Source organism: Chloroflexus sp. (genome assembly GCF_034432675.1).
In the GTDB taxonomy this organism is placed as follows: Bacteria; Chloroflexota; Chloroflexia; order Chloroflexales; family Chloroflexaceae; genus Chloroflexus.
Window position 1 is genome coordinate 1 of the sequence record NZ_DAOUBI010000140.1, and the last position, 15,564, is coordinate 15,564.

13 protein-coding genes are annotated in these 15,564 nt (G+C 55.1%); 6 read left to right on the forward strand and 7 right to left on the reverse strand.

From position 1 onward, the window contains the following. The 5 genes from VAE55_RS10270 to VAE55_RS10290 form a co-directional block, all read right to left on the reverse strand. The coding region (locus tag VAE55_RS10270; protein ID WP_322815692.1) for a zinc ribbon domain-containing protein at window positions 1-685 on the reverse strand (685 nt) is incomplete at its 3' end. Window positions 686-963: 278 nt separating this feature from the next. Beyond that, window positions 964-2,211, reverse strand: a complete 1,248-nt coding sequence (locus VAE55_RS10275) for a vWA domain-containing protein (RefSeq protein ID WP_322815693.1) — start codon at window positions 2,209-2,211, stop codon at window positions 964-966. Between the two features lie 4 nt (window positions 2,212-2,215). Continuing rightward, complete coding sequence (locus tag VAE55_RS10280) at window positions 2,216-3,511, reverse strand: protein kinase domain-containing protein (protein WP_322815694.1); 1,296 nt, start codon at window positions 3,509-3,511, stop codon at window positions 2,216-2,218. Beyond that, complete coding sequence (locus tag VAE55_RS10285; RefSeq protein ID WP_322815695.1) at window positions 3,508-5,232, reverse strand: Stp1/IreP family PP2C-type Ser/Thr phosphatase; 1,725 nt, start codon at window positions 5,230-5,232, stop codon at window positions 3,508-3,510. The genes VAE55_RS10280 and VAE55_RS10285 overlap by 4 nt, the downstream gene beginning before the upstream one ends. 10 nt (window positions 5,233-5,242) lie before the next feature. Further along, entirely contained in the window at window positions 5,243-6,505 is a 1,263-nt protein-coding gene (locus VAE55_RS10290) for a PP2C family serine/threonine-protein phosphatase (RefSeq protein ID WP_322815696.1), read from the reverse strand. A 205-nt stretch (window positions 6,506-6,710) separates the two neighbouring features. Between VAE55_RS10290 and VAE55_RS10295 the strand changes: the two genes are divergently transcribed. The 3 genes from VAE55_RS10295 to VAE55_RS10305 all read left to right on the forward strand — a co-directional run bounded on the left by VAE55_RS10295 (window position 6,711) and on the right by VAE55_RS10305 (window position 11,412). Continuing rightward, the gene (locus VAE55_RS10295) at window positions 6,711-9,308 is read left to right on the forward strand and encodes an FHA domain-containing protein (RefSeq protein ID WP_322815697.1); all 2,598 of its coding nucleotides are present in this window, start codon (window positions 6,711-6,713) and stop codon (window positions 9,306-9,308) included. A gap of 237 nt (window positions 9,309-9,545) precedes the next feature. Beyond that, complete coding sequence (locus VAE55_RS10300) at window positions 9,546-10,091, forward strand: helix-turn-helix domain-containing protein (protein ID WP_012258515.1); 546 nt, start codon at window positions 9,546-9,548, stop codon at window positions 10,089-10,091. A 19-nt stretch (window positions 10,092-10,110) separates the two neighbouring features. Then, window positions 10,111-11,412 (forward strand): AI-2E family transporter, encoded by a 1,302-nt coding sequence (locus tag VAE55_RS10305; RefSeq protein ID WP_322815698.1) that lies wholly within the window; start codon window positions 10,111-10,113, stop codon window positions 11,410-11,412. Between the two features lie 567 nt (window positions 11,413-11,979). Here VAE55_RS10305 and VAE55_RS10310 read toward each other — a convergent pair. Further along, the gene (locus tag VAE55_RS10310) at window positions 11,980-12,537 is read right to left on the reverse strand and encodes an HD domain-containing protein (protein WP_322815699.1); all 558 of its coding nucleotides are present in this window, start codon (window positions 12,535-12,537) and stop codon (window positions 11,980-11,982) included. A 190-nt stretch (window positions 12,538-12,727) separates the two neighbouring features. Here VAE55_RS10310 and VAE55_RS10315 point away from each other — a divergent pair, with 190 nt between their 5' ends. Genes VAE55_RS10315 through VAE55_RS10325 form a run of 3 tightly spaced genes read left to right on the forward strand, consistent with a single transcriptional unit; the run spans window position 12,728 to window position 14,575 of the window. Beyond that, window positions 12,728-13,447, forward strand: coding sequence for an SDR family oxidoreductase (locus VAE55_RS10315; RefSeq protein WP_322815700.1), 720 nt, complete (start codon window positions 12,728-12,730; stop codon window positions 13,445-13,447). 17 nt (window positions 13,448-13,464) lie between these two features. Beyond that, window positions 13,465-14,280, forward strand: a complete 816-nt coding sequence (locus VAE55_RS10320; protein ID WP_322815701.1) for a class I SAM-dependent methyltransferase — start codon at window positions 13,465-13,467, stop codon at window positions 14,278-14,280. Further along, window positions 14,258-14,575, forward strand: coding sequence for a hypothetical protein (locus tag VAE55_RS10325; RefSeq protein ID WP_322815702.1), 318 nt, complete (start codon window positions 14,258-14,260; stop codon window positions 14,573-14,575). The genes VAE55_RS10320 and VAE55_RS10325 overlap by 23 nt, the downstream gene beginning before the upstream one ends. On the opposite strand, the gene VAE55_RS10330 is transcribed toward VAE55_RS10325, so the two are convergent. Next, window positions 14,572-15,510, reverse strand: a complete 939-nt coding sequence (locus tag VAE55_RS10330) for a 1-phosphofructokinase family hexose kinase (RefSeq protein ID WP_322815703.1) — start codon at window positions 15,508-15,510, stop codon at window positions 14,572-14,574. The genes VAE55_RS10325 and VAE55_RS10330 overlap by 4 nt on opposite strands. Between the last annotated feature and the right edge of the window lie 54 nt (window positions 15,511-15,564).

Consider the following 15,564-nt stretch of genomic DNA (forward strand, 5'->3'; position numbering starts at 1 on the left):
TAAAAGCAGGGACGCTGCCTGCCGGATAGCGGGCTGCCATCTGTTCGTACTGCGCCACTGTTTCCCGATGGGCAGCCAGCAGGGCTTCAAGGCGTGCACGTTCAGCAGTAATATCAGCAACCACAGGTGCTGATGACTTTTGGGTAACCGGTGGATGCGGTGGCTCAGTAGGCGCGGCGGGTGGTGGTGTGACGATGGCTGGTGTCTCAGTGACCGGTGGTTCAGCATCGGCTGCTGATGGTAGCTCAACAATCGTCGGCCCTTCAACCGCTGGTGACGGCGCGAACACCGTCGGCGCATCGGCGGCGGTTGGTGGCTCGGCAGGTGCGGCAGGAGGTGGGGCGATGATCGTTGGCTCGTTCGCCGTAGGTGGCGGTGCGATTACCGTCGGCGCATCGGCGGCGGCTGGCTCGGCAGGTGGCGCAATCAACGTAGCCTGATCGTTTCCAGCAGCCGGTACTGGCGGGGTTGTCATCAGGTCAGCGCCACAAATACTACAAAATCGTTCACCGGGCAACACAGTCGCACCGCAGGCCGGGCAGGATGGCGCGAGTGCTGTTGGTTGATCGGGAGACACAATAAGCGGTACCGATGAAGAAGTCGGCTCAGCCAACCGTCTACCGCATTGGTCACAAAAGCGGTTGGTTGGATCATTCTGGGCACCGCAAGAGGGACAGATAATCATAGTCGTTCCTCATACTGGCTAGCAGTCGCTATAGTGAGCGACGAACGAAACACATCAAGGAACCATGTTCAGAACATTTCTCGAACATCAGGAATGGCATGATCCGTAAGATGCTCTCTCATTTTGCACCACCGTGCTCATCGCCGTGAGCACATTGTACGCAAGACTACAGGGCAAGGCGTATGATGACTATATTCCCACAGTAGTGCAATCACGTGATAGCAACACTTGCCGGATACATCAGATACACACCATTCTGTCCTTCGTAAGAGAGATTCCTAGTGATCATCTAAACGTTGCGTGAGCCGGCGTGTCGCATAGCGCAGCTCTTTCTGGGCTTGCGGGCTGAGTTGTTGACCCTGTTCGAGCGCTACAGCCTGTTGCTGGGCCTTCTCTGCCAGCTCCAGCTCACCGAGATCAAGTAAACGAGTAGCGGCTGCACGCAGTTTCTGGGTGGCGCCGGCCACATTGCCACTGGTCATTTCGTTAAGCGCTTGTGTTTGCAGCTTAAACGCAGTAACCCGCTCAACCAGATTCATGACTGCCGGGTTGTAGCTTTCTGTTCCAACCTGATCGGCTACATCGAGCAGGATGTCTTGCTTGATCACAATCTCACTGCCCTGATGAATCGGTTTAGTGTGAAGTTCAGCCTGGGCGATCCGAAACCGACCTTTTGCCCGTGGCGGAATCATCAGATCAATCAAAACTGCCGCCGGCTGCCCACCAACTAGATCGCCGAGACGCACGGCGACAGTCGATTCACCAATCGGCTGATAGCCAGGATTGGCAATAACCGGTTTAACGCGATAGACGGCGCGTGGTGTTGCATCACGCACAAACCGTAAGAGCAGACGGGTCTCGGTTGCTACTGTTGCCTGAGCTTCGTGCACAGCTTGCTGAAAGAAGGTGCTGATCTGTTCTGGCGCAGCAATATAGTCGCTATATCCGTTACTGGCTGCGGCAATATCGTCGAGAAGCTGCTCATTCCATTCGGTGCCCAACCCAAAAGCGACAATCTGTACCCCGGCCTGACCTAATGATCGAGCCAGATCGCGACAGAGCGGTTCATCTCCCCAGGTCTGACCGTCGGTGAGCAACAGCATGCGACTGAGGCGGTCAGAACCGAGGTGCTTCTGGAGTTCAACCTGACCGGCCTGCATTCCCAGCGACATAGCCGTACCTCCGGCCTCGCTGATCGAGTCGACAGCAGCCAGCAGTGCCGAGTGGTCACCGACAGGGGTAGCCGGGATCAATGTCTGTACCGTATCATCAAAGATGACGATTGCTGCGATGTCAGTTGGTTGTAATTGTTCAATCACCCGTCGGGTTGCGGCTTTCAAATTATCGAGCTTTGCCCCTTGCATCGACCCCGAACGGTCGAGCACGAAGCAAAGGTTGAGGGGAAGGGAAGGAGCCAGGGTGGCCGGCGCTACCGCTTCAACGAGCAAATATCCAACTTGCGGGGTGGTCGAGGATGGAATCGGTGCACGCCCCCACTGGCAGGTTAGAGTTATTGTATCAGCCATACGCTTATGATCCCATCTGTGCAATCATGAAACCTAACACACAACAGAGTAGAAAGGCGCCGCTACTACTCGCAAAGCCAATAGCCGCATCGCGCCGCCCACGTAGTGTTTGAGCCGTATTCGGACTGACCAGAGCAATCAGGCTGAGAGTACCACCAATGAGCGCGAACAGGATTGCTCCTATAGCGAGAATTAACCCGAAGCCACCGAACAACTCATTGGCGCCGAAAAGGGTAAAGGCAGCCAGGATGATCGCAACCACCATCAACACATCACTAATGATTCCGATCCAGCGCCCGGCGATGGCCATTCCGGTACTGGGTGTAACGGCAGTAACCTCACTGCCAATAGGGCCGGAGCGAGCAGCTACTGATGCAACGTCTGGTTGCACATTGACCAGTTGTTGGCTGCCAAACAGTGCCTGCTGGAACTCGATCACACTGGCAAAGCGGCGGCTCGGATCATTATCGGTGGCGCGGGCAATCGCCGTTGCTATATACGCCGGTACCGAGGGATTGAGTTGTGTGATCGGCGGTAAGCGAAACGGCGTGGTGCTGGGATCGTGACCGGTGAGCAGATGGTGCATCAAGACGCCGAGGCTGTAAATGTCGGAGCGGGCATCGGTCTGCCCACGACCGTACTGTTCGGGGGCGCTGTAGCCAGGGGTGCCGAATGCCTGCGTATCGCGCTCCTTGTCTGGCTTGAAAAGCCGGGCAATGCCGAAATCAACCAGCTTGATCGTGCCTTCTGGCGTGATCATGATGTTCGTCGGTTTCAGATCGCGAAAGATGATCGGTGGCTGCTGGGTATGCAGGTAGGCCAGCACCTCACAAATCTGGGCAGTCCAGCGCAAGACTTCGTGCAGGGGGCGCGGTAATCCTACGCGATTAACATAATCGCGCAAGTTCTCGCCGGGCACAAACTCCATAACCAGGTAGTGCCGACCATTCTCTTCAAAGTGATCGGTGACCCGCGGTAAGGAAGGATGGCTCAATCTCGCCAGTAATTCTGCCTCTTGCTGGAATGCAGCCTGGGCCTGCTGGCGCTCAAGCGGTGAGGTGATAACGGTGTCGCTCATCTCCTTAACCGCCCATTGGGCGGTACTAAGTCGTCGATCTGTGGCCAGATAGACCGATTCCATTCCACCTGCGCCGAGTCGCCGTCGCAGCTCATAGCGTCCCTGCAACACCTGAAGTGGTGGAGTTGTGGCCGGTACTTCCTCTCTGCGGATCCGTGCTCCACATTCCGGGCAGAAGATAATCTGATCGTGTAGATTAGCGCCACATTGTGGACATCTCATAGGCTTAGTCTCACCAGGATAACCGCGATGTTGTCTTCACCACCTGCCTGATTTGCCGCCGCTACCAGCGCTTTGCAGGCTTCTTGTGGATCGGCTTCCTCAGTAATGATACGTTCCATGACCGGATCACGTGTCATTTCCCACTGACCATCTGAACAAAGCAAGATCGCATCGCCGGGACGCAGGCGAACCTGAAACAGATCGATCTCTGGCTCAGCGCGATCACCGAGTGATCGCAAGACGGCATTTCGCTGTGGATGCGAATAGATCTCGTCTTCGCTGAGATGTCCAAGTTCGACCAGCCGCATGACCAGCGAGTGATCTTGGCTGATCCGTTGCAGCTTACCGTCGCGAAAGAGATAGGTGCGACTATCGCCGACGTTAGCTACCACTGCCCGATCACCGACCACCAGCGCCATGGTTAAGGTTGAACCCATATCGTTTGCCTGCGCACGGCCCTCGTTGTAAATCGCCTCATTCGCTGCCAGCACTGCCTGACGTACCAGTGATTGCATGTCGGCTTCGTGATACAGACGAGGGCCGGCCAGCATTTGTTGCAGATACGAGTCAACAATTGTCTGGGCAGCATGCCGTACTGCCAGCCCGCTGGCTACTTCACCTGCGGCATGCCCACCCATACCATCAGCAACGATGTACAATCCCCAGCTCTGTCGTTGACCGTTGTTTTCCAGGCAGAGGGTAAGTTTGAACAGGCTATCTTCATTGTGATCGCGCACCCGCCCAACATCACTGTATGCGCCGGCTACCTGCAAGAGCGGTACCGGATGTGTTCGTTCATCACGCAGCGTTTCCAGTCGCCTGGCAACCGCAGTTGCATCAGTCAGTTCACCGGTACGAATCTGACGCAGGATAGTCCCCAGGCTGTCAGTTGTCTGTTCGGCATCAATGATAGTAGCTTCGTCCAGCCGCTGGGTGGTTCGTGGGATGGCAGTCAATCGTTCCAACACATTGGTCAGTATGCGCAAATCGGTCTGAAATGCTGTTGCCCGTTCATCATCACTGACCAGGCGAAAGTGATTGGCGTGGCGGAGGCAAATCTGCACTGGTCCACTGAGACCGAGATCGTCAATGGTGAGTGTGCCCAGGCTTATACCAGCACTATGGAGACTAACCAGCAATCGGGCCAGCGCAGCGCCTATCGTAAGCGCTGTTGTCTCATCAAGAGGAGTGTTCAGTGGTTGCAGTTCTTGATCGAGCAGGACCGTCAATTGCCACTCATCAAATTCATATTGATCGACAATATCAGGTAACATTGCTCGTGCCAGGGGGTCAGCCAGGTGCGAGATGAGTGCTGGCCCTTGTGGCTTTGTGCGTACCGATAAAAAAGCCGGATATATACGCACTTCGAGTGCGGCACCACAATCGATGCAATACGACTCATTGGCTTCATTCGCGACCGAGCCGCAAGCCCAGCACCGCTGCCACGGTGCCAGATCACGCACTTCCAGTGGGCCAACGGGCCATGGGTCGGGTAACGGATAGATTGGCGCAAACCGATTGGCAAAGAGAGGCAGGTTCGCTTCCATCGTCTCCTCCTCACCGCTGAGCGGTGATGTGAGTGGATCAATTGCCTGGGTCAGCATTGTGCTCAGGCAAGCGTCGGTAACCGGCAAGGGTTCTCGCCCTGATAGGGGTTGACCGCAGCCGGCGCAGCAACGGGCATTGGAACGATTCTCGGTACCACATGTCGAACAGCGCATATCGTCCAACCTATGTTGTTGTAGGTATGCCAGTGAAACGAGCCAGGACAATTGAAATGTTGTCGCTCCCACCCCGTTGATTAGCCAGGTCTATCAATCCACTCACCGCCAGACTCGGCTCGTGCACGATAGCCATCTGCGCCAGCTCCTCATCGGTTACATGGTTGAATAACCCATCTGAGCAGAGCATCAGCACATCCCCGGTCGCCAATGGTTGAACCAGCGTATCAATTTCCAGAGGTTGATCGGCTCCCAGTGAGCGGTAAAGGATGTGGCGTTGCGGGTGAGTGCAGGCTTCTTCTGGGCTAAGCTGACCAACATCGACCAGACGTGCCACAATGGTGTGGTCTGTTGTAAGCTGATGCCAGACCGGGGTCTCATCACCTGTTCCAGGGGTAATCAGGTACGCACGGCTATCACCGACATGGGCGATGTATGCCCGGCGATGAATGATTAGCGCCAGGGTCAGGGTTGTTCCCATATCGGCACGTTGAGGATCGCTGCGTGCTACGGCAACAATGTCTCGGTGTGCTGTCTGCACGGCTGCTCGCAGCAACGATAACCAGTCATCGTCGGTTGTGGGTAATGTCGTGTTAAGTTCCCGTTGCAGAAAGCTCTTGATCGTATCACTTGCCAGTTGTGAGGCAACTTCACCGGCTGCCGCTCCCCCCATGCCATCAGCAACCAGCAGTAAATAGCCAAGCGGTTCGTCACCCAGGCTAAACCTGCCGGCGTACACCGTGTCTTCGTTCAGCGAACGCACCTGTCCGGTGTGGCTTCGCACGGCAATTTCGGCTTGCAGGGGTGGTGGTAGCGGAGTGGCTTGCCACGGTGGTTGTAGTGCTGCTCCACACGAAACACAGAAGCGGGCACCGGCACGGTTGCCACGACCACAATGGGGACAGGCCAGCGGATAGCGTCGTTGCGCCGGTAGGCGGGTTGTGATCCGTACTGTTTCGCGTCCTTGCCGGATTTGTTGTGCCAGACTGGCCAGAATCTGCGAGAGTTCGTTCAGCACCTGAGCTGCCTGTTCGCGGGCGACACCGGTAGAGTTCTCGTATTGCCGACGCCAGAAAGCAACTCCTGCTTCCACGATCACCAGCAGATCACGCAGACTGATCGTATCGGCAGTAAGGGTGAGTTGCCGCTCGCCAGTTACAATCACCTGTTCGGGTAATACTGACAGCGGGGCACCACAATGAGGGCATACCTGTTGTGCAGCCCCGGTTGCTTTGCCACAGATTCTGCATTGCCCGCGCTTGTGCGTTGCCACCGGTTGTCCTTATCATTCCCGAACGATGGTCGCGTTTCCTAACCCGTATGACGTTACGGATGCACTATTGGATGCAGCACCCGATTCTTTGCCTGATGCTTGATGTTTTGGTTTCAGGGTATTGCAAATCAGGGCGAGATATGCTATCACAAAACAGGAATTGTTTGCTTAAAACGCCCTGCATTATAGCACAGGAGCTGCGATTGTGGCACCCGCTCAACCGTCAGTGTGTCCCTTTTGTCAGACCCCACTAGCCCGTTCGGATGCGCGATTTTGCCCCGCATGCGGTCGCTCACTGCCAGTTCCGGCAGCGACCGCTCCCTCTACCATCATCACCACCGGTGGTGCAACACTCCATATCAGCGAGCCAGGTGTAGAACGTGATGTTGTCTTAGGCGTACAACCGCTGACCATCGGTCGAGCACCCGACAACGACATTGTCTTGCAATCGCGTTTTGTCAGCGGGCGGCACGCTCGTATCGAGCCGAACGGACAGGGGCACCGCATTGTTGATGTTGGCAGTCGTAATGGCCTGCTGTTCGCCGGTCAACGCATTACGATGCGTGAACTGGCAGATGGCGATGTGTTGCGCATCGGTGATCCGGCTACGGGTAATTTTGTCTCACTGACGTATCACAATCCGGCTTTGTCCACAGCCGCAGCTTTGCGCGAAGTCCCCAGCCGTTTTCCGCTCGATCCCAACGATCCAGAGATCACGATTGGCCGCATCAATTGCGATATCATCCTCGATAATCCGCAGGTCTCACGCTTTCACGCCCAGCTTGATCGCGCTCCTGGTGGTGGTGTGCTATTGCGCGATATGGGTAGTACCAACGGTACGTTTGTGAATGGTCGGCGGGTAACCTCGCCAGTTGTGCTCAAACCAGGGGATGTTATCCAGATCGGGGCATTCAAGCTGGTGTACAACGTCACCAGCCTTGATCGTTACGATCAGCGTGGTGCGCTCAGGATCGATGCGCGTAACCTGTCGCGCGTGGTTAGTCGTAACGGAGTACAGCGTGTCATCTTGCATGACGTATCGCTTTCGATTGCACCGCGCGAATTCGTGGCGATTGTCGGTGGCTCTGGCACCGGCAAGAGTACATTAATGAAGGCGTTGTGTGGCTATGCTCCTGCCGACCAGGGGGAGGTGTTGGTCAACGGTGATGATTTCTACCGCAATTTTGCCGCCTATCGTTCAGTACTGGGGTACGTTCCGCAAGACGACATCCTGCATCGCACGCTGGTTGTTCAGCGTGCCCTGGAGTACGCCGCTCGTCTGCGACTACCGGCTGACACAACCGATCAAGAGATCGCAGCTCGGATTGAACGGGTGCTTGATGATGTCGAGATGTCTGCTCATCGCGATAAACCCATCGAGGCACTATCCGGCGGGCAACGGAAACGGGTGAGCATCGGTGCTGAACTCCTTGCCGATCCCAGCCTCTTCTTCCTCGACGAACCGACCAGCGGCCTTGATCCTGGTCTGGAGAAGAAGATGATGTACACGCTGCGCCGCCTCGCCGACAGCGGGCGTACAGTGGTGCTGGTGACGCATGCGACCACGAATATTACCCAGTGTGATCACGTCATCTTTATGGCCGGTAATGGCCGGATGGTCTTCTTTGGTCCGCCGGCCGCTGCCCTGGACTTTTTTCAGATCACAAGTGGTGATTTTGCCGATATTTACACCAAGATTGAAGGTGTCGCAACTGCCGATCATCCGGTTGTCCAACAGGATTTACGGCCAGAATACGAGGCATGGCAGGCGGCTCACCCGCGGGCCACGTCACCGCCGAGTCTGGCTGAATTGTGGGAGATGCGGTATCGGCAATCGGCGTTGTATCGGCAATATGTTGCAGAGCGGCTGGCTGCTACCCCTGCCGGCCCGCATGTTGAGAGTAGTAAAACGTCGCAAACGACTCAGCGCATCTCGGCCTGGCGGCAGTTCGGCTTGCTGACCAGGCGCTACCTTGATTTGATGCTCCAGGATCGTCGTAATCTGTTCATCCTGTTGCTTCAGGCGCCGATCATCACCTTACTCTTACTGCTGGTTGCGCGTAGTGATGCGCTGACCGGCGTGCAGGCCCAGGACCTGATCCAGCGCGGTGAAGCGAAGAAAGTGCTCTTCATGCTGGCAACGGTGAGTGTCTGGTTTGGTATCATCAACGCGGCACGTGAAATCACGAAGGAACAGGCGGTTTACCGGCGCGAGCGATTGGTCAATCTTCAGATTGGGCCATACCTGTTTTCAAAAATCACTGTTCTGAGCCTGTTGATCCTGGTGCAGACCATCGTCTTGTTGGGTATGCTACTGTTCAAAGTTGCGCTGCCCGGCGAAACTGGTATTCTATTGCCACCACTGATTGAGACCTTCCTTACCCTGTTTCTCTCATCAGGGGCGGGCATGGCTCTCGGTCTGGCCATCAGTGCGGCATCGGCAACCCCTGATCGGGCCATCAGTCTGGTGCCGTTTGCCCTCATCCCCCAAATCTTGTTTGCCGGTTTAATCTTCGCCATCGAAGGACTGGCGACACCACTCTCCTGGCTCACTATCAGTCGCTGGTCAATGGATGCTCTCGGTGCCAGCCTCGATCTGAACCGTCTCTGCGATCTGCCCAACACTGATAATCAGGGAAGCATTCCGGCAGGATGCACTCCTGGCTTTCTTGAAATTGAGGCTGCTTTTAATCACGACCCGCTGCATTTGATTGGGCGGTGGGCGGCACTGCTCGGCTATGCCGGCATTTGTCTCCTGGTAACCGCCTGGTTGTTACGTTGCCGTGATCGTGTGATAAAATGAGTGCGTACTCGGTTACGAGCTTTTATGTCATTTGCTTTTATGAAACGTGTGCATTCTTTGCGTCATCTCGCATCCTTATGAGCTAAAGTGTGTCCATTTGTCCTGTGCAACGCCTTGACGTAACGACAACACTGGCGTATAATCACATCTGATAATATGCAACAGTTGAGATAGTAGTATATTCGGCGGTACAGACAAAAGTGCCTGCTGTCGTTTTTCTTTATATAGAGCTAACCTATGTCACTCGGACAAAAGATTGGTCGTCTGCGTCAAGAGCGTGGTCTGACCCTCCAGGAGGTGTCAGAGGGATCGGGATTAACTCCCTCGTTCCTGAGCCGTCTTGAACGTGATAAGGTTAATATTTCGGTGGCCAACCTGCGCAAACTAGCACAGTTTTTTAGTGTCCAGATGACGCATTTTTTCGAGGGAGAGGACGATCAACAACTTGGGCAGGTAGTGCGGGTCGCTGACCGTGTTCGTCTCTCGCTTGATGATGCACCGGTGCAGGTCTTTTCGTTACTGCCACCCAACAGCGATCTCGATGCGCGTCTGATCGAAGCCTATCCTGGCAGCAGTCAGCAGGGGTTCTCATCGCGCGGCAGTCAGATGGTGCATGTCCTAGCCGGTCATGTGCGGTATACTTTGGGTGAGGAGCAGTATGATCTCGCCCCTGGCGATACGCTCTTTTTTCGTGATGATACGGCGTATAGCTGGACGAATACCGGCCATTCGATTGCAACTATGCTAACGGTCAGCACCCTCAATCCACGTGATGAGCGCTGACTCGTTCTGGTGAGGTTTCATGAATATTCTGACCCCTGTGTTCCTCCGTCAGGCTGCCCGTTGGCTGCTGATTGGTTTTTCGATTTACCTCATCGGCTGGCTGTTGTCAGCGGCAGAGTCGGCGGTAACGCCATTTATTTTCGGTGGTGTATTGGCCTATCTCTTTTTGCCGCTGGTGAATTTCTTTGACCGGTGGCTGCCCCGCTGGCTGGCTATTTTGACAGTGTATCTGCTCACGTTTGGGGCAATCGTGACTGCCATTGCCTTTGTCGTGCCACCATTGATTGCTCAAATCTCGGAGTTGATCCGTTCCCTCCCCGATATTGCCACGATCCAGCATGAAGCCAACCGGTTGATCGATGAGTATGAGCAGATCCTTGCCAGCCTGCCCCCGGCATTGCAAACGGAAGTGCAGAATGCAATTACTTCCGCAACTGCTGAAGGACTAAGCACGTTACGGGCCAATTTTGTCAGTTATCTGCAGAGTATTGGCCAGTTTTTGATTAACAGTGTCCTTTCCGTTGTCAATACGGTTACCTTTTTGCTCGGTTTCTTCCTGGTTCCGTTCTGGCTCTTCTATGTGCTGCTGGATCAACAAGCTGGGCGAGTCTATCTTGACCGGATGATTCACCCGCGGCTGCGCGCCGATTTTTGGGCAATGATAACCATCATCGATCACGATCTGAGTGGTTATCTCCGTGGGCAGTTGATCCTCGGTACATCAGTTGGGCTGGCATCCTGGATTGGTCTCACGGCATTGAATATGGCCGGGATGAAAATTCCGTATACTGTGTTACTGGCAGTGGTTGCCGGCGTTACCGAACTGGTGCCGGTGATCGGGCCAATCATCGGTGCTATTCCGGCAATTTTGCTCGGTCTGGCCGATTCACCGACGACAGCATTGGCCGTGACGATACTCTACATCGCGATTCAGCAGCTTGAAAACCATATCCTGGTTCCTCGTATCATTGGTGAGAGTGTGGGCGTGCATCCGGCTATTTTGATGGTTGTCCTGGTAGTGTGCTCACAGGTGTTCGGTTTATTGGGAGCAATTCTCTCGGCACCGCTCAGCGCAATGGCGCGTGACCTCTTCCTATATCTGTACGGTCGCCTGAGCGATCCGCCGGTGCCTGCCGGTGTGTTGCCTGAACGACTACGTCCGCTAGTCACCCCAATTGAGGTGCCGCAAACTCCTGCACTATCTCCAGCCCAATCGTCAAGCTCTGAGTCGCCATCGGTGCGGACAGCGCCATTATCTGATCCATCATCTACCGACTCTGCGTCGTCTCCAACCTCGGCGGCCGGTGATCAGCTATCGTGAGTAGCAGTTGGCACGGTCTACGTGCTATCATTCCATCGCAGGCGCGAGCCGCTGTTTCGCGTCGATCTGAGCATTCCATACCCATACCTATGGCGTCAACTAATGCGCTCATCCTACGGAAGCCATCGACACACTAGACGCTTCACACCGCGGAGACCATCATGACACAATGGGTAGCTATCGATATCGAACTGTCATATCGAACTGCCATTTGTAGGTAATGACAAGCAGCAGGATTGGTCTGGTGGCATAGAGCGGTTGGCGTGGATCGATGGCTTAAAATCCAGCCTCAATATGTAGCAACCCCTCTGTAGCCGGTTCGGAGCAAGATCAGGAATCCCAATGCGGGCTTCTGGGCTTCCCTCCTCTGCGCTGTAAGAGCAGGGGAGGGGGGAGGGCCGGTAGGTTAAAACCCTGCCTCAAGGCGTGGCGCTTCACCGGGATTGGCCTGGCGGCGAGGAGTTGTGCTCCCAGCCTTAACCAGGTTTGCAGGTTGTCAGGGAGGGCTTCAGATCGCCTGACAGTATTGTTGGGATTTGCCGTTACCGCACGAGGCGCTGTGCAGTGCTATGGTGTCTGCCCATCCAGTTTCCACCACGACAGGCCATTGCGTCCCAGCCGACGCCAGAGTGAGCTGATTAACTGTCGATGGCGGCGACGGGCACGGCGGGAAGCATAGAATGGATCGCTACGACACAGTTGGCGCCGGATATGCAGGCTGCGCCCGGAGAACAGGCCAACGATAAATGCACTCAAGTCGGCCAGTGAGGCAAGCTTATCGGCTACCGCCAACACCCATCCTTCCCGTGTCGTCGGACGAGGGCCGAAGGGGTACATATGGCTCACAATAGCTGCTGAGACTGCTTCAGGTTCGCCTAACTCGGCAGCGATCCTGGCAGCAATAGCACCATGTGTCGTTAATGTGCCGTAGCGCGAGTCGAGATCGTGGAGCAGTGCTGCCCGCACACACGTCACTTGGTTAGCACCAAAGAACGGTGCTAGATAATATGAGAAATGCACTGAGCGCATCAGATGATCGTGCTTGGGGACACTATGGTGCATGTGATAACGGGTTTCAACGACTCGTGGATGGTGCAGCAGATCTGCAATAGTTTCCCAATACATTGCGGTTCTTTTCCTGTTTGGTATGTACCTGTTATGTTATACCATCTCTTCTGTTGCAATGCAAGGATAGCTTCATGATGCTACCAGAATGTTACCAGCGCTTCCTGGTCATGATAACCGATTTTGTTTTATTCTTCAGGTATAATATCTACAAAGCTTGTTGTTTGCCGCAATACCTGGAGAAGATGCTATGAAGTTAAAAGGGCGCGTTGCTATTATTACCGGTGCTTCGAGTGGGGTTGGCTATGCTGCGGCCCGTCTCTTTGCCCGTGAGGGGGCTACTGTCATTGCTGCTGCCCGGCGACGTGATCGACTGGAACATCTGGTCAGTATGATTACAACTGAGGGTTATAACGCCTTTGCAATTCCAACCGATATTACCGTTTCAGCTCAGGTTCAGCAACTGGTTGACACCACGGCCCAAATGTTTGGTCGCATCGATATTGTCTTGAACTGCGCCGGCAATATCGAGAAGATCGCGCCGCTCGAACAGTTTAGTGACGCCGAATGGCAAGATGTGATGAATACGAATCTCAACGGCGTCTTTTACCTCATGCGGGCAGTTGTTCCCTATATGAAGCGCCAGCGCGGCGGTACGATTGTCAATCTCGGTTCACGAGTTGGGAAGGTTGGGGTGGCAAATATTGCCCCGTTCTGTGCAGCGAAGTTCGCGCTATCGGGTCTGTCTCAGGCGCTGGCTCAGGAGTTGCGCCCGTACAATGTCTTTGTCACAACGGTGTACTCTGGAATGATTAATGCCGATATTGCGCCGCTCAATCCTGCCGAAGAACTGCGCAAGCGATTGATGACTGTTGATGATGTCGCGCAGGCACTACTGTGGGTCTGTACCTTACCGCCAAGCCTGCGGGTTGATGAACTACCGATTATGCCACGGACAATTGATTTATGATTGCGCCAGGAGCTGCTATGCCTGACCAGGCCCCTCGTGAATGGTGGGAAGAATTATTTCAGGTCTATGAGTTTGCCCACTATCGCCAATATGCCGATGAGTTGACCCGCCGCGAGGTTGATTTTTTGATTGATGCATTGGGATTGCGCGGTGTTGAAACCGTTCTCGATCTAGCCTGTGGTGGTGGACGGCATAGTCTGGCTCTGGCGGCGCGTGGCTGGACGGTGGTTGGGCTTGATGCTGCGGCATCGGTCATTGCTCATGCCCAGGCAGCAGCTACCGATCAGGGTTTAAATGTTGAGTTTGTGACCGGCGATATGCGGCAGTTGTCCTATCACGAGCGGTTTGATGTCGTCCTGCTGATGAATAGCAGTCTCGGTTTTTTTGATGACAAGACGAATCAGGCCGTGCTCAATGGGATTGCTCGTGCGCTCGTTCCCGGTGGGAAGGTGTTGATTCAGTGTCTTAATCCATATCAGATCGAACGCTACCTGCGCGATTTTCGCAGTGGCTGGTATCCGGTTGGCAGTGGGTTTGTATTGCGTGAGGCCCGTTTCGATCCGCGACGGGCGACCCTCGTTATTAACTATCGCTATGTTGATGCCGGGCGTGGGATTGACGTTACCCATCCCGGCGACCAGATTCGCCTGTATGGCTTTCCTGAATTGACAACAATGCTGCGCGTAGCCAGTCTACGTCCGCTGAGTGTATTTGGGGATACGACCTTGCCCCCGGTTCCGTTCGAGGAGGCAAGTATCTGGCAGGTGGTGATCGCAATCCGCGACCGACCGGTCAGGAAGGAGGCGGAGGATGCAGATCGCGCTGATCGGTGAGTTTGAAGCAGCGTACCATCCCGACGCAACCCCGGCTTTGGTATTGCACCATCTGATTCGTGGTTATGATGCTGTCGTGTTGAACGCCGATGAAGTGGCTGTCTTGCGTGATCTGCTTGGCTCAGTGCAGAAGCGGATTCGGGAATTGGGAGCGTATCGCTTGATTCTCGGTGCCGGCGGTGATTTGACTTTCTACACCGCGAGCGGGCAGCGCAGTGCTTATCTAAACGCTGATCAAATGCGGCAGTTAGCCCGTCTGATCGGAGCTACTCCTCCCCATTTGGCTGCGGTCTAGTACGCGCCGAGGCGTACCTGTGCTGCGAGTGCGGAGACAGTGGAGAGATCAATTCTTCCCGGTTCCGGTGTCTGGGCGTCGGTAGCGCCGCAAGCGGTAGCCAGGCGCATGGCATCGGCGAGAGAGTGTCCCCGGCTTAGGGCAACGGTTAACCCGGCAAAGAAGGAATCGCCGCATCCAATCGGATTGTGTACCGGGATGGCTGGCGGTATGGCACGTACCGCCCCATTCGCGTCAATCCCGATAGCACCTGCCGCACCGAGGGTGATGACGATCCGGGCAAGACCCTGGCGATGAAGCTCATGGGCGGCTCGATACACACTCATCTCATCTGGTAAGTCAATACCGGTCAAGTGACTGAGTTCCTGGCTATTTATTTTCACCACATCCGGGCATGCACTGATTGCCGCCGCCAGCGCCGGCCCACTCGTATCGACCAGTATGTGCCGCCCCTGATCACGAATCTCTTTAATCAATTCCGCGAGTGCTGTTGGTTCAACCCCTGGTGGTAAGCTGCCGCAGATCAGATTCCACGGTGCCGGGTCGTCTACAATCGCCGCTGTAAATGCCTGCCATTCGGCACCGGTCAGCCGTGGCCCCTTCTCATTTAACACCGTAACCTGCTGATGTAACGGATCGACGATCAAGGTGCACACACGCGTTTCATTGCTGATGACGCTGCCGTGAAGGGTCAAACCTTCCTTCTGTGCCAGATGACTGACATACTGCCCAATGATGCCTCCGAGAGGTGCCCGGATCGTGGCATTGACCCCAAGGGCACGCAGTGCCCGGCCAACGTTTAACCCTTTACCGCCAGCCGCAACCAATACCTCGTGTACCCGCTGCTCCTGACCAATGCGTAAGCCGGGTGTGATCAGAATGCGATCAACGGCTGGATTAGGGGTAATGATGAGAAATTGCTCTGTTGCAACCATTGATTAAATGTGGTAACAATGGCTTATGCACCCGCGAGCAAGCCGTTCTGGCAA

What these genes read in the sequence shown, in the direction of transcription:
- VAE55_RS10310 (WP_322815699.1), bottom strand. Translation starts at nt 12,537, where the DNA reads ATGTATTGGGAAACTATTGCAGATCTGCTGCACCATCCACGAGTCGTT.
- VAE55_RS10305 (WP_322815698.1), top strand. Translation starts at nt 10,111, where the DNA reads ATGAATATTCTGACCCCTGTGTTCCTCCGTCAGGCTGCCCGTTGGCTG.
- VAE55_RS10300 (WP_012258515.1), top strand. Translation starts at nt 9,546, where the DNA reads ATGTCACTCGGACAAAAGATTGGTCGTCTGCGTCAAGAGCGTGGTCTG.
- VAE55_RS10315 (WP_322815700.1), top strand. Translation starts at nt 12,728, where the DNA reads ATGAAGTTAAAAGGGCGCGTTGCTATTATTACCGGTGCTTCGAGTGGG.
- VAE55_RS10280 (WP_322815694.1), bottom strand. Translation starts at nt 3,511, where the DNA reads ATGAGATGTCCACAATGTGGCGCTAATCTACACGATCAGATTATCTTC.
- VAE55_RS10330 (WP_322815703.1), bottom strand. Translation starts at nt 15,510, where the DNA reads ATGGTTGCAACAGAGCAATTTCTCATCATTACCCCTAATCCAGCCGTT.
- VAE55_RS10325 (WP_322815702.1), top strand. Translation starts at nt 14,258, where the DNA reads ATGCAGATCGCGCTGATCGGTGAGTTTGAAGCAGCGTACCATCCCGAC.
- VAE55_RS10285 (WP_322815695.1), bottom strand. Translation starts at nt 5,232, where the DNA reads ATGCGCTGTTCGACATGTGGTACCGAGAATCGTTCCAATGCCCGTTGC.
- VAE55_RS10275 (WP_322815693.1), bottom strand. Translation starts at nt 2,211, where the DNA reads ATGGCTGATACAATAACTCTAACCTGCCAGTGGGGGCGTGCACCGATT.
- VAE55_RS10320 (WP_322815701.1), top strand. Translation starts at nt 13,465, where the DNA reads ATGCCTGACCAGGCCCCTCGTGAATGGTGGGAAGAATTATTTCAGGTC.